The organism is Neorhizobium sp. T25_27, assembly GCF_002968565.1.
In the GTDB taxonomy this organism is placed as follows: domain Bacteria; phylum Pseudomonadota; class Alphaproteobacteria; order Rhizobiales; family Rhizobiaceae; genus Neorhizobium; species Neorhizobium tomejilense.
This window is the reverse complement of record NZ_PVBJ01000007.1, coordinates 38576-62763: the sequence shown is the minus strand read 5'-3', so window position 1 is coordinate 62763 and position 24188 is coordinate 38576. Positions and strand designations below refer to the sequence as shown.

General features: G+C 62.7%; 21 protein-coding genes. 15 read left to right on the top strand and 6 right to left on the bottom strand.

The window, feature by feature from the left end; all coding sequences use genetic code 11:
- Positions 1 to 3: 3 nt before the first annotated feature.
- From C5J24_RS19545 to C5J24_RS19525, 5 genes are all read left to right on the top strand, one after another.
- Positions 4 to 849 (top strand): ABC transporter permease, encoded by an 846-nt coding sequence (locus C5J24_RS19545; RefSeq protein ID WP_105403255.1) that lies wholly within the window; start codon positions 4 to 6, stop codon positions 847 to 849.
- Entirely contained in the window at positions 846 to 2582 is a 1737-nt protein-coding gene (locus C5J24_RS19540) for a M14 family zinc carboxypeptidase (RefSeq protein ID WP_105403254.1), read from the top strand. The genes C5J24_RS19545 and C5J24_RS19540 overlap by 4 nt, the downstream gene beginning before the upstream one ends.
- Before the next feature lie 333 nt (positions 2583 to 2915).
- Positions 2916 to 4409 carry a DUF4173 domain-containing protein gene (locus C5J24_RS19535; protein WP_105420229.1) on the top strand — a complete coding sequence of 498 codons (1494 nt, stop codon included), beginning with the start codon at positions 2916 to 2918 and terminating at the stop codon, positions 4407 to 4409.
- A gap of 47 nt (positions 4410 to 4456) precedes the next feature.
- Positions 4457 to 5161: a response regulator transcription factor gene (locus C5J24_RS19530; RefSeq protein WP_105403252.1), complete on the top strand. Its 705-nt coding sequence runs from the start codon at positions 4457 to 4459 to the stop codon at positions 5159 to 5161.
- A complete protein-coding gene (locus C5J24_RS19525; protein WP_105403251.1) occupies positions 5161 to 6174 on the top strand; it encodes a HAMP domain-containing sensor histidine kinase in 1014 nt (337 codons plus the stop codon). Before C5J24_RS19530 ends, C5J24_RS19525 begins: the two co-directional genes overlap by 1 nt.
- Before the next feature lie 34 nt (positions 6175 to 6208).
- Here C5J24_RS19525 and hutC read toward each other — a convergent pair whose 3' ends face one another.
- Together hutC and C5J24_RS19515 are read right to left on the bottom strand one after the other, a co-directional pair.
- Complete coding sequence (gene hutC / locus C5J24_RS19520; protein WP_105420227.1) at positions 6209 to 6937, bottom strand: histidine utilization repressor; 729 nt, start codon at positions 6935 to 6937, stop codon at positions 6209 to 6211.
- Positions 6934 to 8280, bottom strand: a complete 1347-nt coding sequence (locus tag C5J24_RS19515; protein ID WP_105403249.1) for a formimidoylglutamate deiminase — start codon at positions 8278 to 8280, stop codon at positions 6934 to 6936. The genes hutC and C5J24_RS19515 overlap by 4 nt, the downstream gene beginning before the upstream one ends.
- Before the next feature lie 98 nt (positions 8281 to 8378).
- On the opposite strand from C5J24_RS19515, the gene hutI reads away from it, so the two are divergent.
- The 10 genes from hutI (at position 8379) to fhuB (ending at position 21377) form a co-directional block, all read left to right on the top strand.
- The gene (gene hutI / locus C5J24_RS19510; protein WP_105403248.1) at positions 8379 to 9632 is read left to right on the top strand and encodes an imidazolonepropionase; all 1254 of its coding nucleotides are present in this window, start codon (positions 8379 to 8381) and stop codon (positions 9630 to 9632) included.
- Positions 9629 to 11164, top strand: a complete 1536-nt coding sequence (hutH, locus tag C5J24_RS19505) for a histidine ammonia-lyase (protein ID WP_105403247.1) — start codon at positions 9629 to 9631, stop codon at positions 11162 to 11164. The genes hutI and hutH overlap by 4 nt, the downstream gene beginning before the upstream one ends.
- Positions 11165 to 11983, top strand: a complete 819-nt coding sequence (gene hutG, locus C5J24_RS19500; RefSeq protein WP_105403246.1) for an N-formylglutamate deformylase — start codon at positions 11165 to 11167, stop codon at positions 11981 to 11983. It begins immediately after the preceding gene.
- 13 nt (positions 11984 to 11996) lie between these two features.
- The gene (gene hutU / locus C5J24_RS19495; protein WP_105403245.1) at positions 11997 to 13670 is read left to right on the top strand and encodes a urocanate hydratase; all 1674 of its coding nucleotides are present in this window, start codon (positions 11997 to 11999) and stop codon (positions 13668 to 13670) included.
- A 3-nt stretch (positions 13671 to 13673) separates the two neighbouring features.
- Positions 13674 to 14258, top strand: coding sequence for a HutD family protein (locus tag C5J24_RS19490; RefSeq protein ID WP_105420225.1), 585 nt, complete (start codon positions 13674 to 13676; stop codon positions 14256 to 14258).
- A 217-nt stretch (positions 14259 to 14475) separates the two neighbouring features.
- Positions 14476 to 14931 (top strand): RNA polymerase sigma factor, encoded by a 456-nt coding sequence (locus C5J24_RS19485; RefSeq protein ID WP_245437441.1) that lies wholly within the window; start codon positions 14476 to 14478, stop codon positions 14929 to 14931.
- A 78-nt stretch (positions 14932 to 15009) separates the two neighbouring features.
- Positions 15010 to 15945: a FecR domain-containing protein gene (locus C5J24_RS19480; protein WP_105420222.1), complete on the top strand. Its 936-nt coding sequence runs from the start codon at positions 15010 to 15012 to the stop codon at positions 15943 to 15945.
- Positions 15946 to 16046: 101 nt separating this feature from the next.
- Entirely contained in the window at positions 16047 to 18485 is a 2439-nt protein-coding gene (locus C5J24_RS19475; RefSeq protein WP_245437440.1) for a TonB-dependent siderophore receptor, read from the top strand.
- Entirely contained in the window at positions 18439 to 19380 is a 942-nt protein-coding gene (locus C5J24_RS19470) for an ABC transporter substrate-binding protein (protein ID WP_245437439.1), read from the top strand. Before C5J24_RS19475 ends, C5J24_RS19470 begins: the two co-directional genes overlap by 47 nt.
- Positions 19377 to 21377, top strand: a complete 2001-nt coding sequence (fhuB, locus tag C5J24_RS19465; RefSeq protein ID WP_105420218.1) for a Fe(3+)-hydroxamate ABC transporter permease FhuB — start codon at positions 19377 to 19379, stop codon at positions 21375 to 21377. Before C5J24_RS19470 ends, fhuB begins: the two co-directional genes overlap by 4 nt.
- 48 nt (positions 21378 to 21425) lie before the next feature.
- On the opposite strand, the gene C5J24_RS19460 is transcribed toward fhuB, so the two are convergent.
- The 4 genes from C5J24_RS19460 to C5J24_RS19450 all read right to left on the bottom strand — a co-directional run bounded on the left by C5J24_RS19460 (position 21426) and on the right by C5J24_RS19450 (position 24090).
- Positions 21426 to 22184 (bottom strand): SDR family NAD(P)-dependent oxidoreductase, encoded by a 759-nt coding sequence (locus C5J24_RS19460; protein WP_105420216.1) that lies wholly within the window; start codon positions 22182 to 22184, stop codon positions 21426 to 21428.
- A complete protein-coding gene (locus C5J24_RS19455) occupies positions 22181 to 23200 on the bottom strand; it encodes a ketopantoate reductase family protein (protein WP_105420214.1) in 1020 nt (339 codons plus the stop codon). Before C5J24_RS19455 ends, C5J24_RS19460 begins: the two co-directional genes overlap by 4 nt.
- 256 nt (positions 23201 to 23456) lie before the next feature.
- Complete coding sequence (locus C5J24_RS32580) at positions 23457 to 23579, bottom strand: hypothetical protein (RefSeq protein WP_256386085.1); 123 nt, start codon at positions 23577 to 23579, stop codon at positions 23457 to 23459.
- Positions 23580 to 23673: 94 nt separating this feature from the next.
- Positions 23674 to 24090 carry an organic hydroperoxide resistance protein gene (locus tag C5J24_RS19450; RefSeq protein WP_105420212.1) on the bottom strand — a complete coding sequence of 139 codons (417 nt, stop codon included), beginning with the start codon at positions 24088 to 24090 and terminating at the stop codon, positions 23674 to 23676.
- Positions 24091 to 24188: the final 98 nt, after the last annotated feature.

Sequence of the window (24188 nt, the reverse complement as noted above, 5' to 3'; positions counted from 1 at the left end):
GCCATGGCCTCGCGCACTGCTTCCTCGAATTTCCTGAAACTCGAATTTGTCCTCGGTGCCCTGCTGGTCGGCGTCATCGGCATTGCCGTCATCTTTTCCGGCGTGATTTTTCCGGGCGGCGCCGAAAAGATCGACCTGATGTCGCGCCTCGTACCGCCATTCGTCAGGCCGGCACATGTTTTCGGCACCGATCCGCTCGGACGCGACGTGCTCGCCCGCGTCATGGCCGGCGGCAAGATCTCGTTGCTGGTCGGCTTCGTCTCGGTTGCCGGCGGCGTCACCATCGGCGTCGTCATGGGGCTGATCGCCGGGTATTATCGGGGCATCTGGGACATGCTGGTGATGCGGTTTGCCGATATCCAGCTGGCAATGCCCTTCATCCTGCTCGCCATCACCTTCATCGCCATCGTCGGCGGCGGGCTGGCGAATACCATCATCCTGCTGATCCTCTCGCAATGGGTGCAATATGCCCGCCTTGTCCGCGGCTCGGTGCTGACGTTGCGCGAGCGGGAGTTCATCCTTTCGGCCCGCGCGATCGGGGTCAAGGACTGGCGGATCATCGTCCAGCACCTGCTGCCCAACCTTATCGGACCGGTCATCGTGCTGATGACGCTCAACGTCGCCACCAATATCCTGCTCGAATCGAGCCTCACCTTCCTCGGCCTCGGCATCGACCCGACCATCCCGAGTTGGGGCGGCATGCTCGCCGAAGGCCGCACCTATCTGCAGACCGCCTGGTGGGTCAGCGTTTTCCCCGGCCTTGCAATCCTCCTCACCGTCCTTGGCCTCAACCTCCTCGGCGACTGGCTGCGCGACAGTCTCGATCCCACAGGCAGAACCTCCGCATGACACTGATCCACGAACAGCAGGTCGGTCGCACGCTCGACACCCTCGTCGCGCGCTTTTCCAGCGCCAAGGGGACCAGGATCGAAGCCTGGGTGTTCGACGACGAACAGAGCCGCGGGAAGGCCGAGGCGATACTTGCCGCCGCAGGCGTCGAGGCGAAGTTCCGCAGCGCCTACAAGCCGTTGCTGCATTTCTTTCTCGAGGAGGTCGATCTCGAGAGCCTTTCGGCTCTGCATATCGTCTACCCCGTTCATCGGGCTTGCCCGAAAAACCGTTTCCTGCTCGAAGCCTATCCTCTGGCCGGTCTTGTAAACGAAGCGCGGCTGACCTTCGAGGCCGGGTCCGAAGATGCCTTTTACGTAGTGACGCTGACCGCCAGGGACGGCAGCCTCGAGACCCGTAAAGTCTTCGCGCCGAACCGGCTCCATACGGATTTCATCGGCGAAACGCTGCTGTCGCCGACCGGCTGGCTGTGCCTCGACGGCGGAGCCGGCGAACGGCTGGAGACCGACTACGAACTCCTGTTCTCCTCGGCCGTCGAAGCCGTCGCGGCCCATGATTGGGGGGCTACGGAACCTTATTTCGACGAGCTCAATATCGCCGTCACCCTGCCGGCCGAAGACCGGCGTTTGGCCGTCGGCGAAGAGGTCGTCAGCCTGCGCGAGGCGCTGCACGAGGATTTCTATTTCACGCTTCTGGAAATCTTCCAGAAAAAGTCCGGCCGGCCGATCGGCGACCGGGGCCTGCAGCCGGGGCAGATCATCCCGGAGATTCGTCACGGAGAAACCGTCTCCGTCCGCATCGAAACGCGCCCGCTCTGGACCTCCGAGGCCATAACCGAGCCGCAGCGCCTCGCCTCCGCCGTGTCGCCCGTCTCAGTGGCGCAGATCCGCCGGGAACTCACTACGATAGATGGCGTCGCCTTCGAAGCCCGTTCGCGGACCGGCCGCGCCGTGGAGGCCCGTTATCACGCCGGCGGCGACAAGCCCGTCATCATCAGCGGCGGCCAGCATGCCAACGAGACGACCGGCATCGTCGGCGCTTTGCGTGCCGCGCAGACGCTGAGTTCAAGACCGAACGCGCATTTCGTCATATCGCCGCTCGAAAATCCCGACGGTTATCAGGTGCACTGGCGACTTCGCACTGACAACCCGCTGCACATGCACCATGCGGCGCGCTATACCGCGCTTGGCGACGATCTCGAATACCGCTCGGGCAAGGAGCTGTTCGAAAAGGCGATCCGCCTTGAAGCGGAAAGGCTGAGCGGTGCGAAGCTGCACGTCAATCTGCACGGCTATCCTTCGCATGAATGGACGCGGCCGCTTTCCGGCTACGTGCCGCGCACATTCGCCATGTGGACGGTGCCGAAGGGCTTTTTCCTCATCATGCGCCATCACGCCGAATGGACGGCGCAGGCGGAAATCCTGATCGACCGCGTCAGCCGCCACCTCGCCGCTATTCCCGGCCTCGTCGCCTACAATGCCGCACAGATCAAGCTTTTCGAAACCCATGCCGGCGAGACCGGCTTCCGCATCATCAACGGTTTCCCCTGCCTGATCTCGATCGACGACCGCCACACGGTTCCGCTGACGCTGATCACCGAATATCCGGACGAAACCATCTATGGTCCGGCCTTCATTCAGGGCCACACGGCGCAGATGGAGACCGTGCTTTCCGCCTATGAAGCGATCCAGGCGATCGAGGAGCCGGTACAGGCCACGCGACCAGTGGTCTGATCCTTCGTATCCATGATTTCGGATGAAATCATCCAGCGATGAACCATGCTTCTTCGCTGGATGGCCGCACTACGAAAGCGCGGACCGCGGCCTCGCCACTCTCCTGAATTACTCCTTGCCACCTGCACAGATTCTGCAATCCGGTCCGGCATTCTCTTGTCATGAACAAGAGCAGCACCCCGCTCCACATCACTCCCTCGACACTGCCAGATCGCCTCCGCCATGACGGATGGTGGCTGGTGGACGATCGCCAACCCGAAGGAATTCCTCCTGACCGGCGTCCGGCGACCATGCTCATTGTGATCGAAGGCGGCGTCAGAGAGAGGACCAGCAGTGCAGATGACTGACAAGCTGACGGCACCGATGCCCAGGGCACGCGGAGCCAACCGGATCGCCGCACTTCTGGCGGTCGTGGCGATTTCGGATTTCCTGATCTTCGGTCAGGCGCCTGGGCTCAACCTCTTCCTGTTTGCGATTTTGGTAACCGCCGCGATTCTCTTGTCGGCAAGGCGGCGCGCGCAGCCCTTGACGGCGGCCCTCCTGTTCGGTCTTTCGGCTTTCGCCTCGGCGCCGCTTATCGAAACCCCATCACCAATGGGCATCGCGATTTCACTTGGCGCGATCATGTGTGTTGCGCTGGCGAGCGTTGGGCTCGTGCCGCAGCGGCCGAGCGGTCTTCCCGCGGTCCTTTTTCGTTTTGTCCTGGTTGTCCCGTTACGACTTCTCCGGGATTTCCAAAAACATCTTGCCTTGCGGGCTGAACGCTCGTCCTTTGCCGCAATCTGGCGCAACCTCGGCATCTGGATGGTGCCGCTCATTCTCGCTTCGGTTTTCCTGCTTCTCTTCGCCGTCGCCAATCCGCTGATCGAAGACGCGCTGCGCAGCATCGATCTCGCATTCCTGCTGCAATTCATGGATCTCTGGCGGATCGGCTTCTGGCTGGCGATGGCCGCTTTTGTCTGGGCCATGCTGCGGCCGCGCCTCAAGCGCAGGATCGCTCGACGCCGGGCAGACGACACGGCCGCGGATCCAACCGAAATTCCGTTTCTCACCCATGCCTCTCTGCTGCGGTCGCTGCTCCTCTTCAATGCGCTCTTTGCGATGCAGACCTTGCTGGATCTCCTCTATCTCTGGGGCGGTGTCGATCTCCCGGATGGCATGACCCATGCGGAATATGCCCATCGCGGCGCCTATCCGCTGATCGCCACGGCTCTGCTTGCCGCAGCCTTCGTTCTGATCGCCATGCGTCGCGGCGGCCCCGGCGACAAAAGCCCTCTGATCCGCGGCCTCGTGCATGTCTGGATCGGCCAGAACGTGCTTCTCTGCCTGTCGTCGATCCTGCGGCTCGACCTCTATGTCGAGATGTATTCGCTGACGGAACTGCGCGTTGCCGCCGGAATATGGATGGGCCTGGTTGCCGTCGGACTTGTCCTGATCCTGCTGCGGATCGTGTTGCGCCAATCCAACCAATGGCTGATCGCCACGAATATAGCCGTGCTGGCAGGCGTGCTCTATCTCAGTGCCTTCATCGATTTTTCCGCCTTCATCGCCCGTTTCAACGTCACGCACAGCCTGGAACTGAGCCATGAGGGCGTCCCGCTTGATGTCGACTACCTGTCGTCGCTCGGCCCCTCCGCCATCCCGGCGCTTGATCTCTATCTCTCCGCCCTGCCCGACGAGGCGATCGACAAGAAGCACAGGGCGCTGTTGGTCAGGCAGTCGCTTGGCCATGATTTTGCCGCCCGGCCGCGTGACTGGCGGAACTGGAGTTTCCGCGCGGAGCGGATCGAAGCCTATCTTCGCTCACCTGCAACCATTGCAAGATAGAAGAAGAACGATAACAACAGCGGCGGTAAATTTCTGCAGGACCCATCATGGCGCATCGCATCCTCGTCGTCGATGACGAACCTCATATCCGCGACGTGATCTGCTTTGCCCTGGAGCGCGCCGGCATGGTGTCGACGACCGCCCGCAACGGCACCGAAGCAATGATGGCCTTCCATCGAGGAAACATCGACCTCGTCGTTCTCGATATCGGCATGCCGGAAATGGATGGCCTGGAGGTCTGCCGCCAGATCCGCAGGACCTCCGGGCTTCCGATCCTGTTCCTATCGGCCCGGGACGAGGAGATCGACAGGGTGCTGGGGCTTGAGATCGGCGGCGACGACTATGTCACAAAACCCTTCAGCCCCCGCGAACTGATCGCCCGCGTCAAGGCGATCCTGAAGCGCAGTGGCAATGGCGGCGGTTTCGACAACCGCGGGAATATCCTCGTCGCCGGAGAGATCAGCCTCGACCGGGCCGGCAGGACCGTGAGCTTCGGCGGCTCCGTAGTCACGACCACCGCGCTCGAATTTTCCATTCTGGATGCGCTGCTTTCCCGCCCTGAAATGGTGTTCAGCCGCGAGCAGCTGATGGCGGCGGCTTATGGCCCCGGCATCCACGTGGCGGATCGCACGATCGACAGCCATATCCGCAACATCCGGGCCAAGTTTTCGGCGGCAGGCGCGATCGGCATTATCGCTACCGTTCACGGTGTCGGCTTCAGGCTGGGCAGCGATCTCGGGAGGAAGGCGTGATGACGGCGCCAAGGGTGCGGACCAAATGGCGGCCGCCGCTGGCGCTGATCGTGTACGCGGTGCTTCTGGCCGTGATGGCACTGCCGGTCCTGATCATCATCTGGTTTCGTGCCACGGAAACGACCTCGATCCGGATGACGCCCGCCGAAACGGGGGCACTGGTCGTCGTCCTCACACTGACGCTCGCGGTCGCTTATGTGCTTGCCCGCACCATAACCCGCCCCATCAATGCGCTGATCGCCCGTACCGAGGAGATCGCCCGTGGCGGCAAGGCGGCAATCCGGCCGCTGGAACGTTATGGAACGCGCGAGATCGCGACACTGTCGCAAAGCTTCCTCGACCTCGCGGGCAGGCTGGTCGACCGCACCGAATATGTCCGCTCCTTTGCCGCGCATGTCTCCCACGAACTCAAATCGCCATTGACCGCGATCCGGGGCGCTGCCGAACTGCTGCGCGACGACCAGGCCGATCTACCGATGACGACAGCGCAACGCCTGCGTTTTCTCGACAATATCATCGCCGATGCGGAAAGGCTCGACGCCTTGCTGTCGAGGTTGAGGGAGCTGGCTCAGGCGGAGCTTCCCATGGCTCAGGGCGAAACGAGCGTCGAAGATATCCTGCCCCTGCTGCGCAAACGGTTTCCCGGTCTTGAAATTTTCGGCTTGGGAGACACGCAAAGTACCGTCGCCCTGCCGTTCGAAGCAGCCGGCATCGTCCTCGCCAATCTTGCGGAAAACGCGGCTCAGCACGGCGCCACCAGACTGGAACTGGTTGTGGCGGCCGACGCGCGAACCGCCACCATTCTGGTGCGCGACAACGGCAGCGGCATTTCGGAGGGAAACCCGGAACGCGTCTTTCAACCTTTCTTTTCGACCCGTCGCGAACAGGGCGGCACCGGGATGGGCCTCGACATCGTCCGCACCATGCTGGGATCATACGGCGGCACGATTCACCTGCGGCAGGCGACCGGCGCAGGGACTGAATTCGAGATCATTGTGCCTCTGACGCCCTGACCGGCGAAGGGTATTGATAGCGCAGTGGCGTCGACTAGCTCTCTCCGCCGGGTGTAAACCGGGCGACCAATGCGTGCCGGTCGCCGGGATAGGTGAAACGCACGAATGTTACCGGGCCGGTGCTGCCCCAGGTCCGCCGTTCGATGACCAGACAGGCCGCGTTCCTGGAAATATCGAGCGTCTTTGCGACCTCCGCGCTGGCCGACTGGGCATAGATACGATGCTCCGCAGCGCTCCACGGGATCTGGCTGATCAGCCACGTCCCCGGCGCCGACTCCAAAAAATCCTCGCCTTCCGCTTCGGGCACCGTCGTCAGGTTAATCAGCCGCTCCTCAAGGCAGAACGGCCGCTCGCCGGCATGGTGAAGGCAGACGAGATCGAGGACCGGAGCCGTTTCCGAAAGCTCCAGGTGCTGCCGATCGACGGGGTTCGCCTCGCGTCGAACCCGCCTCTCCAGCCGGTAGGAATAGGGAAGCTTGAGGGAGCGGACCTCCGCCTCGATACTATGGATTTCGAGCACTGCGGCCTGCGTCACCGGTTGCGCCACGAAACTGCCGGACTTCTTGCGGCGCTCGATCAGCCTGGTCCTCGCCAGATGCGTCAGCACCTTGTTGGCCGTCATCCGCGAGCAGCCGTATTGTACCGCAAGATCGACCTCGAAAGGCAGGCGATACCCGGGAGGCCATTCGCCGGAGACGATCCGCCCCTCTATATCGCTCAGAATCCGATGATGAAGGGTGGCTTCCTTGCCGCCATTGGTCATAGTGTCAGCAATTCCTGCATTACCGTCCTGAACCGCCGGCCGATCGCATCCCGCCGGACATGCTTTCCGCCTTCGACCTGCTTGCGGCCAAGCGCCCAGACACAATCCACGGCAATTCCGCCCGCAAAGATCCAATGGTCGAGAATCTGATCGGCGGCAAGGTAGGGAACATCTTTCACATCAAGCGAGACGATATCGGCGTAATTGCCTTGAGCCAGGCCGACAGCCGCATCGAGCGCCACACCGCCACCCGAAAGCGCCGTCTCGAACAGCCGCCGCCCCGTCGAACCTTCCGGTTTTGCCAGGACGTTGCGCCTCTTCAGGCCGAGGCGCTGGGAATATTCGAGTTGACGCAGCTCCTGCGCCACGGAAATCAGTATGTTCGAATCCGAACCGATGCCGAAGCGGCCGTTCTGCCCGAGGAAAAGCTCACCGGGGAAAATGCCGTCGCCGAGATTGGACTCGGTGATTGGGCAGAGCCCGGCGATAGCGCCGCTTTCCGCCATGCGGCGGGTTTCATCCTCGGTCATATGCGTTGCGTGGATGAGGCACCAGCGTTCGGTCACCGGCATGTTTGCGAGCAGCCAGTCGACGGGTCGGGCGCCGGACCAGGCGAGGCACTCCTCGACCTCCTTCACCTGTTCGGCGATATGGAGATGCACAGGCCCGTCGCCCGCCATCGGCACGACCTGCCTGAGCTCCTGCGGGATCACGGCTCGCAGGCTGTGGGGCGCGACCCCGAGTTTAGCACCGGGCATGGCCGCGGTCAGGCGACGGCAGCCGTCTATGGTCCTGGCGAAATCGTCGATCGAGTGGATGAAACGGCGCTGACCCTCGATCGGCGCCGCACCACCGAAGCCCGAATGCGCATAAAAGACCGGCAGCAGCGTCAAGCCAATACCGGTCTCGGTACTTGCAGCCCCGATGCGTTCGGCCATCTCGGCGATATTGGCGTAATGGCTGCCATCCCTGTCGTGGTGGAGATAGTGGAATTCGCCGACCCGCGAAAAGCCGGCCTCCAGCATTTCCATATAGAGTTGCGAGGCGACGGCCTCGACCTGTTCCGGCGTGATTGACAGTGCGAACTTGTACATCAGCGTCCGCCAGCTCCAGAAACTGTCGTCGCCGGGGCCTCGAACTTCCGTGAGACCCGCCATGGCGCGCTGGAAGGCATGGCTGTGCAGGTTCGGCATCGCAGGCATCAGCACCTTATGACGCTCGTCTTCGGCCGCCGCCTCGATGCCGACCTCGACTCCGGCGAGCCGGTCCGCCTCGATCGTCAACCTTACATTCTGCTGCCAGCCATCCGGCAGAAGAGCCAATTGCGCATGAAGCGTGACCATGGACGCCCTTCCCTTTTCCTCGCGGAGACCAAAATTCTTCTTGTCACTCGGATTATTATGTATATACATGTTCGCCCATAAGGAAAGGCGAAAAGCTTATGGATGGGGAAGATTCTTCAAAATCTGCAGCAGGCTCCGCATCGCTTTGGCACAATGCGCGGATCGTCACTTTTGCTCCGTCGGCATCCGGCCTCGGCATGATCGAAGCCGGTGCAATCGCCGTGCGCGACGGGCGGATAGCTTTCATCGGCGCCCTAGCCGACCTGCCTGCCGAATTTGAGAAATCCGAAAACAAAACCGATTGCGGCGGGCGCTGGATCACCCCGGCCCTGATCGACTGCCATACCCATCTGGTATTCGGCGGCGACCGGGCGATGGAATTCGAAATGCGCCTGGCGGGATCGACCTACGAGGAGATCGCACGGGCCGGCGGCGGCATCATCTCGTCGGTGAAGGCAACCAATGCGCTCTCGGAAGACGAGCTCCTCAACCAGGCGCTTCGCCGGCTGGACACGCTTCTGGCCGAGGGTATCAGCACGGTCGAGATCAAATCCGGTTATGCGCTGAACATCGAGGGCGAGCTGAAAATGCTGCGGGTGGCCCGCAGGCTTGGCGACATCAGGCCGGTGCGGATCGTCACGAGCTGGCTTGCTGCGCATGCGACACCGCCGGAGTACAAGGGCCGCAACGGCGATTATATCACCGACGTGGTCCTGCCGGGTCTTGAGGCGGCGCATTCGCAAGGACTCGTCGATGCGGTCGACGGTTTCTGCGAAGGCATCGCCTTCTCGCCGGCCGAAATCACCCGGGTTTTCGACAAGGCGAAAGCGCTTGGCCTTCCCGTCAAGCTGCACGCGGAACAGCTTTCCGATCTCGGCGGCGCGCGCCTCGCCGCCGCCTATGGCGCATTGTCGGCCGACCATCTCGAATATCTTTCGGCGGCGGATGCCGGGGCGATGGCGCAGACAGGAACCGTCGCGGTGCTACTGCCGGGTGCCTTCTATACGCTTCGCGAAAAGCAGGCACCGCCCGTCCAGGCACTACGCGACGCCGGCACTCGTATTGCGTTGGCGACCGACAGCAATCCCGGCACATCGCCGCTGACCTCGCTGCTCACGACCATGAACATGGGCGCGACATTGTTCGGCCTGACGGTCGAGGAATGCCTTGCCGGCGTCACGCGGGAGGCAGCACGCGCCCTCGGCCTTCAAGCAGAAACCGGCACGCTCGAAGTCGGCAAATCTGCCGACTTCGCGATCTGGGATATCGAGCGGCCGGCGGAGCTTGTCTATCGCATCGGCTTCAATCCGCTGGCAGCACGGATCTACAACGGCAAGAGGGTTTCCGCATGAGCATCGTTCTGACACCCGGCTCGGTGAGCCTTCGCGAGCTTCAGGACATCTACTGGAACGGCACGCCGGCGCGGATCGATGCTTCGTTCGACGCGGGGATAAAGAAGGCTGCCGCACGGATCGCCCAGATCGCAGCCGGCAACGAGCCGGTCTACGGCATCAACACCGGCTTCGGAAAACTGGCGTCGATCAAGATCGACAGTGCCGATGTCGCCACGCTCCAGCGCAACCTGATCCTGTCGCATTGCTGCGGTGTCGGCGCACCGCTTGCCGAAAATATCGTCCGGCTGATCATGGCACTGAAACTCGTTTCGCTTGGGCGCGGCGCGTCCGGCGTGCGGCTCGAGCTGGTACGCCTGATCGAGGCGATGCTGGAAAAGGGCGTGATTCCGCTCATCCCGGAAAAAGGCTCGGTCGGCGCCTCGGGCGATCTCGCACCGCTCGCGCATATGGCGGCCGTGATGATGGGCGAAGGCGAGGCCTTCTATAAAGGCAATCTGCTGCCCGCCGCCGAGGCTCTTGCGAAGGCCGGATTGAACCCGGTCGTGCTGGCCGCCAAGGAAGGTCTTGCCCTGATCAACGGCACCCAGACCTCCACGGCCTTGGCATTGGCCGGCCTGTTCCGCGCCCATCGGGCTGCCCAGACCGCGCTGGTGACCGGCGCGATGTCGACGGATGCCGCCATGGGCTCCTCCGCGCCTTTCCATCCGGATATCCACACACTTCGCGGCCACAAGGGCCAGATCGATGCGGCCGCGGCTCTGCGCGCGTTGTTGTCGGGTTCGGTCATTCGCGAAAGCCATCTGCAGGGCGACGAACGGGTGCAGGATCCCTATTGCATCCGCTGCCAGCCGCAGGTGGATGGCGCCTGCCTCGATCTCCTGCGCTCGGTCGCCCGCACGCTCGAGATCGAAGCCAATGCGGTCACCGACAATCCGCTGGTGCTTTCGGATGACACCGTCGTTTCCGGCGGCAACTTCCACGCCGAACCGGTGGCCTTTGCCGCCGATCAGATCGCGCTTGCGGTCTGCGAAATCGGCGCGATCTCCCAGCGCCGCATTGCGCTTTTGGTGGACCCGGCCCTCTCCTATGGACTGCCGGCGTTTCTTGCGAAGAAGCCGGGGCTCAATTCCGGGCTGATGATCGCGGAAGTCACGTCCGCTGCCCTGATGTCGGAAAACAAGCAGATGTCGCATCCGGCCTCGGTCGATTCGACGCCGACCTCCGCCAATCAGGAAGACCACGTTTCGATGGCCTGCCATGGCGCACGCCGGCTTCTGCAGATGACCGACAATCTCGCGACCATCATCGGCATCGAGGCGCTGACGGCGGCGCAGGGCGTGGAACTGCGCAAGCCGCTGACGACCAGCTCCGAACTCCAGAAGGTGATCGCCACCATCCGCTCCGTTGTTCCGAGCCTGGAAGAGGATCGCTATATGGCAAACGACCTTAAGGCGGCGACAGATCTCGTCGCTTCGGGCGCGCTCGCCGCGTCCGTTTCAGCGGACATCCTGCCGGTCCTGGAGGCGTGAATGGCTATTGCTGAAACCAGACAGGGCACCTCCCCCGTCATTCTCGGTTTTCCACACACGGGAACCGATGTGCCCCTGGCGATCTGGGACCGGCTGAACGACAATGGTCGCCTACTTGCCGATACCGACTGGCATATCCACCAGCTCTATGACGGTCTTCTGGCGGATGCGACGACGGTGCGGGCCACGTTCCACCGCTACGTGATCGACGCCAACCGCGATCCGCAAGGCGCCAGCCTCTATCCCGGCCAGAACACTACCGGCCTCGTTCCGGAAACGGATTTCGACGGCAGGAGCATCTGGAAACAGGGTGCCGCGCCGACCGGGGCCGACATCGCCGAGCGGCTGCGCGATTTCCATGCGCCCTATCACACGGCGCTTGCAGCCGAAATCGAACGGGTAAAATCCATCCACGGCATTGCTGTGCTCTACGACTGCCACTCGATCCGCTCACATATCCCGTTCCTGTTCGAGGGCACCCTGCCCGATTTCAACATCGGCACGGACATGGGCAGGACCTGCGCCCCGGCAATCGAACAGGCGGTGCTCGATGTGGCAACTGCGGTTTCGGACTACACGAGCACCTTGAACGGCCGTTTCAAGGGCGGCTGGACGACGCGGTTTTACGGCAGGCCGGAAACCGGCGTCCACGCGATCCAGATGGAACTTGCCCAGTCCACCCACCTTGCGGCGGAGGCCCTGCCCTTTGCCTATCATCCGGCCAAGGCAGAGCGGCTGCGCGTCCATCTCAAAGATATCCTGACGCAGATCGAGCGGGTCGCCCTCGGCCTCGCGTCGCAGAAAAACAACAACCGATAAAGGGAACGTTCCGATGACCAATCCCCGCCACAATATCCGCGAAATCCGCGCCCCGCGCGGCAACCAGCTCAACGCCAAAAGCTGGATGACGGAAGCGCCTCTGCGGATGCTGATGAACAATCTCGATCCCGACGTGGCGGAAAACCCCAATGAACTGGTCGTTTATGGCGGCATCGGACGCGCTGCCCGCACCTGGGACGATTTCGACCGGATCGTCGCGACGCTGAAGACGCTCACGGAGGAGGAAACGCTGCTGGTGCAATCGGGCAAGCCGGTCGGTGTCTTCCGCACTCATAAGGACGCGCCGCGCGTGCTGATCGCCAACTCGAACCTCGTGCCCCACTGGGCCACCTGGGACCATTTCAACGAGCTCGATAAGAAGGGACTGGCCATGTATGGCCAGATGACCGCCGGGTCGTGGATCTATATCGGCACCCAGGGCATCGTGCAGGGCACCTATGAGACCTTCGTGGAAGCCGGACGCCAGCATTATGGCGGCAACCTCAAGGGAAAGTGGATCCTGACCGGTGGGCTTGGCGGCATGGGCGGCGCCCAGCCACTTGCCGCCGTCATGGCCGGCGCCTGCTGCCTGGCGGTCGAATGCAACCCGGACAGCATCGATTTTCGGCTGCGCACCCGCTATGTCGATGCCAAGGCGGAAACGCTTGATGAAGCCATGGAGATGATTGGCCGCTGGACGGCAGCCGGCGAGGCAAAATCCGTCGGCCTGCTCGGCAATGCCGCGGAAATTCTTCCCGAAATGGTCCGCCGCGGCATCCGCCCGGACATGGTCACCGACCAGACCTCGGCCCACGACCCGATCAACGGCTACCTGCCGAAGGGCTGGACGATCGCGGAATGGAAGGCCAAGCGAGAAACCGATCCGAAGGCGGTGGAAAAAGCCGCCCGCGCATCGATGCGCGAACATGTGGAGGCGATGATCGCCTTCTGGAACGCCGGCATTCCCACGCTCGACTACGGCAACAACATCCGCCAGGTCGCCAAGGACGAGGGGCTGGAAAATGCCTTCGCCTTCCCGGGCTTCGTGCCGGCCTATATCCGCCCGCTGTTCTGCCGCGGCATCGGCCCGTTCCGCTGGGCCGCCCTTTCGGGCGATCCGGAAGATATCTACCGCACCGATGCCAAGGTGAAGGAACTGCTGCCGGACAATGCGCATCTCCATAACTGGCTCGACATGGCGCGCGAGCGGATTTCCTTCCAGGGCCTGCCGGCGCGCATCTGCTGGGTGGGCCTCGGCGTGCGCCACAAGCTCGGCCTCGCCTTCAACGAGATGGTCCGCAATGGCGAGCTGAAAGCGCCGATCGTGATCGGCCGCGACCATCTCGACTCCGGATCGGTCGCCTCTCCCAACCGGGAGACGGAAGCGATGAAGGACGGCTCGGATGCGGTATCCGACTGGCCGCTGCTGAACGCGCTGCTGAATACGGCGTCTGGTGCGACCTGGGTCTCGCTGCATCACGGCGGCGGTGTCGGCATGGGTTATTCGCAGCATTCCGGCATGGTCATCTGCTGCGACGGCAGCGAGGACGCCGACCGCCGCATCGAACGGGTGCTCTGGAACGACCCCGCCACCGGCGTCATGCGTCACGCGGATGCAGGCTACGAGATCGCCGTGGATTGCGCGCAGGAAAACGGACTTCGCCTGCCCGGCATTCTCGGGAACTGACCCATGAAAATCCTGCGCGCATCCGACCACAAGCGAATGCCGTGGAAGAACGGAGGCGGCGAGACGGTGGAGATCGCCGTCTTTCCCGCCGACGCATCGATCGAGGACTTCGACTGGCGCATCAGCATGGCGACCGTCGCCTCCGACGGACCGTTCTCGATCTTTCCGGACGTGGACCGAACCCTGTCGATCCTCTCCGGTGCCGGAATGGAGCTGACGATCGATGGCGGCCTGTCCGTCACTCTCGAGCTCGATTCGGAGCCTTATCCGTTTCCTGCCGACAGGCCGGTTTTTGCCACGTTGGTCAATGGCGTGACGACGGACCTCAACGTGATGACGCGGCGCGGCCGATTTTCTCACCGCGTCATCAGGCAGCCGACGCCCGTGTCGCTGCCGCCGGCGGCATTTTTGAGATTCGTCCTTGCCACAGGAAAACACACGATCGTATTCGGTTCGGAGAAATTTGACCTCGGGCCACTTGATTGCCTGACCTTCGGCGCCGAAGCGGCGGACGATCTGGTTATCTCCGGGGACTCGGAAGTTTTCCTGATAGAGCTGGATCCCGAAGGTGGGGACCGCTTGCGCTGACGCTCTCAGTCAGGGTTCATCAAGCGCGATCGACGACGGCTTCGCCCATTCGTTGAACCAGCAACCCGCGTCGATTTCGAGTCATGCGTGATCTTGAAAAACCTGATGAAGTTAGTCATGATTTTTAGATAGGCCTCTTGCCGCCACCCCGGGCGCCGGTATAGTCGGAGGCATGGACGATATCCGTAGACGCGATTTTCTCGAGGTTTTTCTCTCTGTGAGAGAACGTCTGGCCGCCGCCATCCAACGGCGGGTGGAATGTGCGGCGACCACAGCCGATCTCACGCAAGATACGTTCCTGAGGCTCTGGGAGCGACCTGGTCTTCTGCGCGACGTCTCCGACCTGGCCGGTTACTTCGTGACCACCGGACGTAATCTGGCTGCCGACCATGAACGTCGCCGGCGCATCGCACCTTTCGTCGCCGGCGTCGATCACCTCGAATACGTCGCAGACAATCGTCCTTCTGCCGAAGACGTGGTTCTCACCCGCGATGAATTGAAAAAGCTGCAGGACATCGTCAATTCGCTGCCGCCGAAGTGCCGGCAGGTCTTTCTGCTCTCGCGGATAGAAGGGCTAAGCTATGTCGAGATCGGCACAAAGCTCGGAATTTCTCCCAAAACGGTCTTCAGCCATATGGTGACTGCGCTGGAACGGTTGAAAGCCGGAATGTAAGCAGTTCTTTCATGATGCCGGACCAGATTTCTCCCCCTCCTATTCGTTCTGTTCATGGGTTTTGAGGAATCGCGTCTCATGGAAGAAGCGCCGGACGGCGACAGACAGGCAGAGAATGAGATCTCACGCAGGGCAGCGGAGTGGTTCGCGCTTCTGCTGGATGGCCGCGAGACTGCGTCCGACCGCCAGCGCCTTCGGGAATGGCTGCTGGCCGACGAGAGACACGCCAAGGCCTATTCCGATCTGGAACGGTTATGGTCCGGGGCCGGCATAGTCCATGATCTCGGCAAGGCGCAGTCCCCATCGCGGCGAACCGTCCTGAAAACGGGCGGGGCTGCCGTGGTGCTCGCCGGCGCCGCCTGGGGCGGCATGCGCCTATTGGGTCCGGCGGCGGCTTACAGCACCGGGACGGGTGAGACCGCCTCGGTGACACTGCCCGATGGTTCTATTGCCACGCTATCGACCCGGACCGCATTGGCACTCAATTTCGATGCCGAACGGCGCCGGGTCGTCCTTGAAAAAGGCGAGGCGTTTTTCCAGGTCGCACCGGACGCATCCCGCCCCTTCGTCGTCGAGGCCTCGGATCTCTTTTCAACAGCGCTCGGCACAGCCTTTTCGGTCGGCTTCCAGGAAGACGGGATCGCCGTGACGGTCACCGAACATGCGGTCAGCGTTTCCACTCGCGACAAATTCCAGCGCGTTGAGCAGGGGCAGAGCCTGATCTACAGGAACGGGCGGATGTCGGTGCCTGTCGGAGCGGACGTCGAGACGCAGCTTTCCTGGAGGAGCGGCAAGCTGGTTTTCCTTTCGACCCCCTTTCGGGACGTCGTATCGTCTCTCTCCCGCTGGCGCACCGGCAAGATCATCGTCATGGACGACAGACTGGCGCAGAGCCGGGTGACGATCATCGTCGACGTGAAGCGGTCCGATACCATCCTCGACACGCTGGCGCTCGGCCTGCCGATCAAGGTCCAGACCCTATCGCCATGGCTGACCTTTATTTACCCGAGATAAATATTTCAAATTTCACTCAGGTTTTTTGGGAAAACGTTCGTCCCCATGATCAGAGCGTGTGTATCGCGCTGGTCTGTCGCGTTGCCTAAGGGGGATTTTTCGTGTCGCGTCTTATCATCAACAGCCATCTGCCAGGCATGTCGGCAGGATCGTTCCGCAAGCTGCTTCTGGCGACCGCCTGCGTCATTCCGCTCTTTCAGGCAATGCCGGCAGCGGCGCAGGTTCCGGCACCGTCCTACACGTTCTCGATCCCTGCCCAGCCCCTTTCTTCTGCTCTGGTGCGCTTTTCCTCGGTGACGGGTATCGACGTGCTTTTCAACGGCACCCTGCCGGCCGGCGCTCGCACGCAGGGTCTCAGCGGTTCCGCATCCCCGGAGGAAGCGCTCGGTCGGCTGCTCGCCGGAAGCGGCCTTTCTTGGCGGTTCCAGGGTGCCAACACCGTCGTGCTGACGGATTCGACCACGACCAGTGCCGCCGCATCGTCGGGCAGCGCGACAGAGCTCGCTCCGATCATATTGACCTCGGAGACCGCCTGGGGGCCGGTGGACGGCTTCGTGGCGACCCGTAGCGCGACAGGCACCAAGACCGATACGCCGCTGATCGAGACCCCCCAGTCTATTTCCGTGATCACGCGCGATCAGATGGACGTGCAGGGGGTCAACAGCCTCAACAGCGCGCTGCGCTATACTCCCGGCGCCAGCGGCGATCTCTACGGTACGGACAATCGCGGTCTCGGGGTCCAGCTTCGCGGCATGGGCACGGGCAATAGTGGTGTGTTTTACCGCGACGGCCTGCAGCTCAAGGATTCCAATTTCGCCATGTTCAACGCCATCGAGTCCTATGGCGCCGAGCGTTATGAGGTCCTGCGCGGCCCGGCTTCCGTTCTCTACGGACAGGCCACACCCGGTGGCTTGGTCAACTACGTCAGCAAACGGCCGACCGAAGAGGTGCTGCGCGAGGTCGAGATCGTCGGCGGAAGTTTCGAGCATTATGAGGGCCGGTTCGACTTCGGCGGACCTGTCGGTAACGACGACACGCTGTTCTATCGCATGACCGGCGTTGTGCGCGAGAGCTCGACGCAGATCGATTTCGTCGACGACGACCGCCTTTTCCTGGCGCCGGCGATCACGTTCAAGCCGGACGAAGACACAAAGCTCACCGTTCTCGGCCAGTATCAGCGTGATCGCTCCGGCTGGGCCATGCAGTATCTTCCGGCATCGGGCACTGTTTCCGGCAATCCTTTTGGCAAGATCCCGAATAGCCGTTTTGTCGGTGAGCCTGCTTTCGACGAATATAACAACACGCTCGGCTCCGTCGGTTACGAATTCGAACACCATTTCAACGATGTCTGGCAGATCCGGCAGAACGCGCGCTATGTCTGGCTGACCCATGAGGAGCAGGGCGTTTTCGGCGGCGGATTGCAGGCAGACGGCCGGACCTATGATCGTTATGCCGACGGCGGCAGCACCAATCTCCAGGGCGCAACGATCGACACGCAGATCATCGGCGAATTCGATACGGGTGAGTTGGCACATACCCTGCTCGCCGGTATCGACTTCAAGCGCCACTACTATCGCGACTATGCATCGAGCGGTACCGTGGGTACGCTCGATATCTTCGATCCCGTCTACGGCAGCCTGATCGGCGCGATGGCGCCTTACCGGAACACTGAAACCGTACAGAGCCAGCTTGGCATCTATGGACAGGACCAGATCAAGCTCGATCGATGGACGCTGACATTGGGCGGACGTTACGACTGGGCATGGGGAACGGCTCGCGATGCCGTCGAATCCGGCAATAACGTGAACATGAAAGACGATGCGTTCACCGGACGTGCCGGCCTCGTCTATCTCACCGACAGCGGCCTGGCGCCCTATGTCAGCTATACCGAATCCTTCAACCCGATCACCCAGGCGGGGTTCGAACCGGAGACCGGCCGCCAATATGAGGTCGGCATCAAGTATCAACCGCCGGGTTCAAACTCCTTCATGACTGTGTCGGCCTTCGATCTCGCCCGCCAGAATGTCGTGAGCCATAGTGGCCCGGGCGGAGCGACAATTTCGCAGACGGGGGAAATCACCTCGCGCGGCATTGAACTCGAGGGTGTGGCAAGCCTTGATTCCGGTTTGGATGTGCGGCTTGCCTACACCTATCTCGATACGGAAGTGACAAAGGAAACCAACGGGGATTCTGGCGCCGGAACAAGTGACGTCGGCAAGACGCCCTTCGGCGTCGCCCGGCACCGTGTCTCGCTCTGGGCGGACTACGAGTTGCAGAATGGCCCGCTGGAAGGCCTCACCATCGGCGGCGGCGTTCGATATGTGGGCAAGACCTGGGGCGATGACGCCAATACCTTCAAGGTTCCCAGCTATGTGCTCGCCGACGCGGCACTCAGCTACAAGAAGGACAACACGACACTTTCGCTCAACGTCAGCAACATTTTCGACAAGGATTACGTTGCCTCCTGCTTTGCCGACGGCTTCGGTTGCTTCTATGGCGAAGGGCGCCGGATCACTGCCTCCGTGCGGGTTACCTGGTAAGGAAGGCGACTTGAGCGCTGGCTTCCACTATCCGACAAGGCGCGCGTTCCTGGGCGGGACGGGCGCCTTTGCCGCCTTCCCGTTTCGCGGTTTCGCGTCATCCCCTCCCCGGCGCGTCGCCTGCCTGGAGTGGACGGCGGCCGGGATGGTGATGTCCCTTGGACTTGCGCCGATCGCCGTCGGCGATCTCAAAGGATATAGGCAATGGGTCGATCAGCCGACATTGCCGGAGACGACGCTCGACCTCGGATCACGGGGCGAGCCGAGCCTTGAGCTGCTGGAAGAGCTCGATCCGGACTTGATCATCGCAACCTACGGATACGGATTGGAGGTTAGCGATTTTGAACGCTTCGCGCCGACCTACAACCTCCCCCTCTATGCCGACAAAACCTCGCCATATGCGCAGGCCAGGCTGGAGACGAAAAGGCTTGGCGAGCGCCTGGGGCGGGAGCGCGAGGCCGAAGCTCTTCTTCTTGGGACGGAACGGACGATCAACCAATCGCGCCTGCGGCTCGCGGACCGCAAGGCTGCCCCTCTCTGCCTCTTCACCTTTTTCGACAACCGGCACCTGCGCATCTACGGTGCCGGCAGCCTGCTTCAGGATGTGCTGGACCGGCTGGACCTTCGGAACGCATGGGACCGCGAGACAAGCGAATGGGGGATTTCGACGGTCGGCGTGGAGCAGCTCGCAACCATCGATGAGGCCCGGCTCGTTTGTCTGGAGCCCATCATGCCGCATGCGGTGCGGATGATGCGCAGAAGTTCATTGTGGCAAAACCTGCCCGCCGTGCGCGCCCACCCGATCACCTCCATTCCGACCCTCTGGCCGTTCGGCGGGCTGGATGTAGCGGCCCGCTTCGCGTCGCTGCTCGCCGACAATCTGGTTTCGGCATGACAACAGGCTGGCAGGCTTCGCTGGAGCAGAGATCAACACCGTTCGCCATCCCCGCGCTCCTGGCGTTTACTGGTCTTTGCGTTCTCCTGACCTCGCTTCGGCTAACCGAGCTGCTGCCGTTGAACCTCTGGTGGAGCGCACTGATCGCACCTGACACGACCCATGTCGGGCAGTTGCTTTTCCATCACTCCGCCCTTCCCCGTGTGGCGGTCAGCATCGTCGCCGGCGCAGCGCTCGGCCTTGCGGGGGCGATCTTCCAGCAGACCCTGCGCAACCCGCTCGCAGAACCTGCAACCGTCGGCACGGCAGCCGGGGCCAACCTGGCGCTCGGCACAGCCGCCATCCTTGCGCCATTCCTGCTGGAGACCGGTCGCGAGCTGGTGGCGATCGGCGGCGGCGCGTTGGCGACGGCGGCGGTCATCCTCATCGCCTGGCGCCGACATCTCTCGCCGGTTCTGCTGGTGCTCGCAGGCCTCGTCGTCAGCCTGGTCTGCGGTTCGGCAAGTGCGCTCCTCGTCGTCCTCGACCGCGACTACATGACGGAGCTTTTTATCTGGCAGACGGGGTCTCTCATCCAGAATGGCACGGCCGTGGTGACGAACCTTTCGGTCAAGCTGCTGATCGGATTTGCCCTGGCGACAGGCTTGATCCGACCGATGCGCATTCTCGAGCTTGATGACGAAAGCACCCGCAGCCTCGGATTTTCCCCTGCAGTACTCCGGCTGGCCGGTCTGGCCGTCGCCGTCTGGCTAAGCGCGGCCGTCGTTGCCGCGGTCGGTGTCATCGGTTTCGTCGGACTTGCCGCGCCGCATATCGCAGGGGCGCTCGGCGCGCGCACTTTTGCGCGGCGGATGGTTGCAGCGTCGGCAGGCGGCGCATTGCTCCTCTGGTTCACCGACCAGCTCGTGCAGGTTCTGCCACTGTCGGAAGAAGTGCCGACAGGCACGGCGACGGCGCTCATCGGCGCTCCTCTGCTTCTCCTGCTTCTGCCGCGGATGCGGGCAATCATGCCGACGCACGGCGGGTCCGGCATGGCGTCGCCTCGCCACGTGATCGGTTGGTGGATGCCGTTTGCGGCGATCGCCACAATTGCCGTAACGATCGCCCTCAGCCTGCTTCTCGCACGCGGTGTCGATGGGTGGCACTGGGCCTCCGGAGCCGAACTTGCGACCTTCCTGCCGCTACGCCTGCCGCGCGCATTGGTGGCCCTGTCGGCGGGGGCGATCCTTGCCGTCTCCGGTACGCTGATACAGCGCCTGACAGGCAATCCCATGGCTTCGCCGGAGGTGCTCGGCATATCGTCCGGGGCCGCGATCGGCATCATCCTGCTGTTTCTGATCGGTATCCAACTCGACCGGACGAGCATGATCCTGGCGGCGGCGGCCGGCGCATTGCTGACGCTCGGGGCAATCGTGCTGATGGCGGCAAGGGCGTCCTTTTCGCCCGACCATATCCTGCTTGCGGGAATTTCCCTGTCAACCATCGGCACGGGGCTTGCCGCGCTCGTCCTGGCAAGCGGCGATCCGCGTATCGATTTCCTGCTCGCCTGGCTCTCCGGCTCGACCTACCGGGCGACTCTCGGCGATGCGGCAACGGCGGGCTGCATCTTGCTCGCCATCCTGGCCGGTTCACCGCTTATGTCGCGGTGGCTGGAAATCCTGCCGCTCGGCCAGGCGACCTCGTTGTCGCTCGGCGTTCCGTTGAAAACCGTGCGGCTCTCCATCCTCCTGGCGGCCGGGCTCTGCGCGGCTGCCGCAACCGTGTTTGTCGGCCCGCTGAGTTTTGTCGGGCTGATCGCGCCACGTGCCGCCGATTATCTCGGCTATCATCGGCCGCTGCCTCAGCTTTTCGTCAGCGCGTTCCTCGGCGGCGTCACAATGGCGGTTGCCGACTGGCTTAGCCGGACGATCATCTTTCCCTGGCAGGTGCCTGTCGGCCTGCTGATCGCCCTCGTCGGTGGTCCGTTTTTTCTCTGGCAGATTGCCAAACGGAAATGAGCCCCTTCTTCAGGCCTGATCATGCGCGTCGAGATAGGCCCCCGACGCTCATTTGCCGCCATCCACGCTGATGATCTGCCCGGAAATCCAGCCGGCGAAGTCGGACGCGAAGAACATCACCATGGCCGCGATGTCGTCAGGCGTACCAAGGCGTTTGAGGGCAATATTCTGCAGGAGCCGCGCCTGCCCTTCCTCGCCCATCGCTTCCCATTGGCGCTCGGTCGCCGGGTTGGAGCGCACGAAGCCGGGCGCGACATTGTTGACGGTGATGCCCCACGGCCCCAGTTCATGGGCGAGTTGGCGCGTCAGCCCGATCTGGCCGGCCTTGGCGCTGGCATAGGCCTGGATGCCCGTCAGCGAAATTCCAAGACCGGCGCCGCTGGAGATATTGATGATGCGGCCTGCGTTTTTCCGCTTCATGCCCGGCGCAACCGCCTGGGCCATGAAGAAGGCGCCGGACAGGTTGACGTCGAAGATCGTCTGCCAGTCGCTTTCGGATATTTCCTCGATCGGCCGGCCCACCTGCCCGCGCACGCCGCCCGCATTGTTGACCAGCACGTCCGGCGCGCCGGAGGTTGCCTCGATCGCCCGGACGGTCTCCTGCACGGCGTTGCGATTGCCGACATCCAGCACATGCGCCTCGGCCTTCGGCCCGCAGAGCCCGACCGTTTCATCGAGCCCCGCCGCATCGACGTCGCAGGCATGCACCGCCGCGCCGCGGCTCGCGAACCCTCGCGCGATCGCCCGGCCGAAACCGTGGGCGGCGCCCGTGACAATCACCACCTTGCCGTCGAACGAAATGTTCATGCCGTCACCGTCGCCAGTTCTTCGAGATTGGCCATGTCGAGCGGGCGTTTACCGTCCTCGATCTCGTGGATCATGGCGATCAGGCGGGCGGCAAGCGGCGTCGGAACGCGTGATTCCCTGCCGATCTCGACGACCGGCATCACCTGCGCGTCCACCTCGGTCTTGCGCTTGCGCACGGCGAGATCGCGCCAGATGCCGGAATGCGATTTCACCGACCTGCGATTATGCGCCACCATGTCGTCGAACGACGTGTCGGTCTGCTCCGGCGAGGCCAGCGGCCCGAAGGCAGCCGGATCGAACCCGTCGAAGGCTTCCGGCCGGATGTTGTTGATAGCCGCCACCGTCGCGACTTCCAGCGCGAGCCGGCGCAGAACCGGGCGGGCGATTGGATTATCGAGTACATCGGCGATGCTGTCATTGGTGAGAGCCGTGCCGAACAGCAGCGCACCGTAGATGAGCTTGCCCCACAAGAAGCCCCAGATATTGTTGGTGATCAGGGCCTTCGGCTCGACATGCCGCATCAGCTGATAGATATCCTCGGCGCGATCGGTGAAACGCCCGTCGAGTTCACCGATCACCGCGGCGCCATGGCCGCTATACTGCACGACGCCCGGTTCCAGGTAGTCCGCGCCGAAATTGACGAAGCAGCCGATGACGCGATGTTCTCCGACGATGCGGGCAATCACGCGTTCGTTGAGCCCGTTCTGGGCGGAGACCACATATCCGTCTGCGGGGAGGTGCTGGACGAGAGACCTTGCCGCCGCCTCCGTGTGATGGGCTTTGACGCAGAGGAAAGTCCGCTGATACTGGCCTTCGAGCTCTTCCGGCAGATACGCTCTGGCCTGGACGGTATCCTCGAAGATCGGGCCAACGATCTTCAGTCCGTTCTCGTTGATCGCATCGACATGGTCCTTGACGTTGTCGACGAAGATCACATCCTCGCCGGCGCGGATGAAAGCCGCACCCAGCGTGCCGCCGATCGCACCGGCGCCCCAGATCAGAATTGGCTGGCTCATGCCCAAGCTCCCTCCAAAAGCCGCCCGCATTCCTGCGAGCGCGATATCCCACATTGCCTAACGCGCGTCCGTTGCAGTTTGCTTGAAACGACAGGGCCACAGCATGACGATATTCGTTTCACCGGCATGCCGGACACGCGCATTCCGAGGAGTAGACCACTACGGTCGCGTGGTCGAGTGCGGGTCGGGATCGCGAAGCATGTGACGACGGCGACCGGGTTCGCGCTTCCGGCCGCCGCTTTTCCCGGACGGGATTTCAGAACGAGGAACCTGCAGCCAGCAGACCGGCCAAGGCCGATGGCTCCAGTGAGGTTACGTCGTATATGCAGGGCGCCGCGAAGACGGCCGCTCCCAGGATGCAGATGATCACCAATCTCATGGGGTTCTCCAGGGACGAGGCGCCCGCCTCGTCCAGTTGTCCGTTCTTGCCTGTCGCCGCGGCCGATCCGGCGCGACGCGCAAATCGCGTTTCCTCAGGCGAGGATCAGCTCGACATTGATGTTGCCGCGGGTCGCCTTCGAATAGGGGCAGGTCTGGTGAGCCTCTTCGACAAGCTCTCTCGCCAATTGCGGATCGATGCCCGGCAGGCTGATGTTGAGGCGGGCCTGCAGGAAATATGCGCCCTCGGTCGTCCCGAGGTCGACCTCGGCATCGACCACCGTCTCGGCAGGCAACTTGATCTTCCGCTTAGCTGCGGCAAGACCCATGGCGCCGATGAAACACGCCGACCATCCGGCTGCGAAGAGCTGCTCGGGATTGGTGCCGGCATGCGCGCTGCCGGGAGGTGAAAGCTTGACGTCGAGCTGGGCGTCGTCACTGCGCGAGAACCCATCGCGCCCGCCGGTCGTGTGGGTCTTGCCGGTATAGAGAACCTTGTCGATCCTGGTCATGGAACACTCCTTTGTTGGTGTCGCCGGTTGCGACATCGGTTGACGGGAGTGGTTTGACGGGCGGAGGTATCCGGCATGTTTCCAGAATCGCCGGAAAT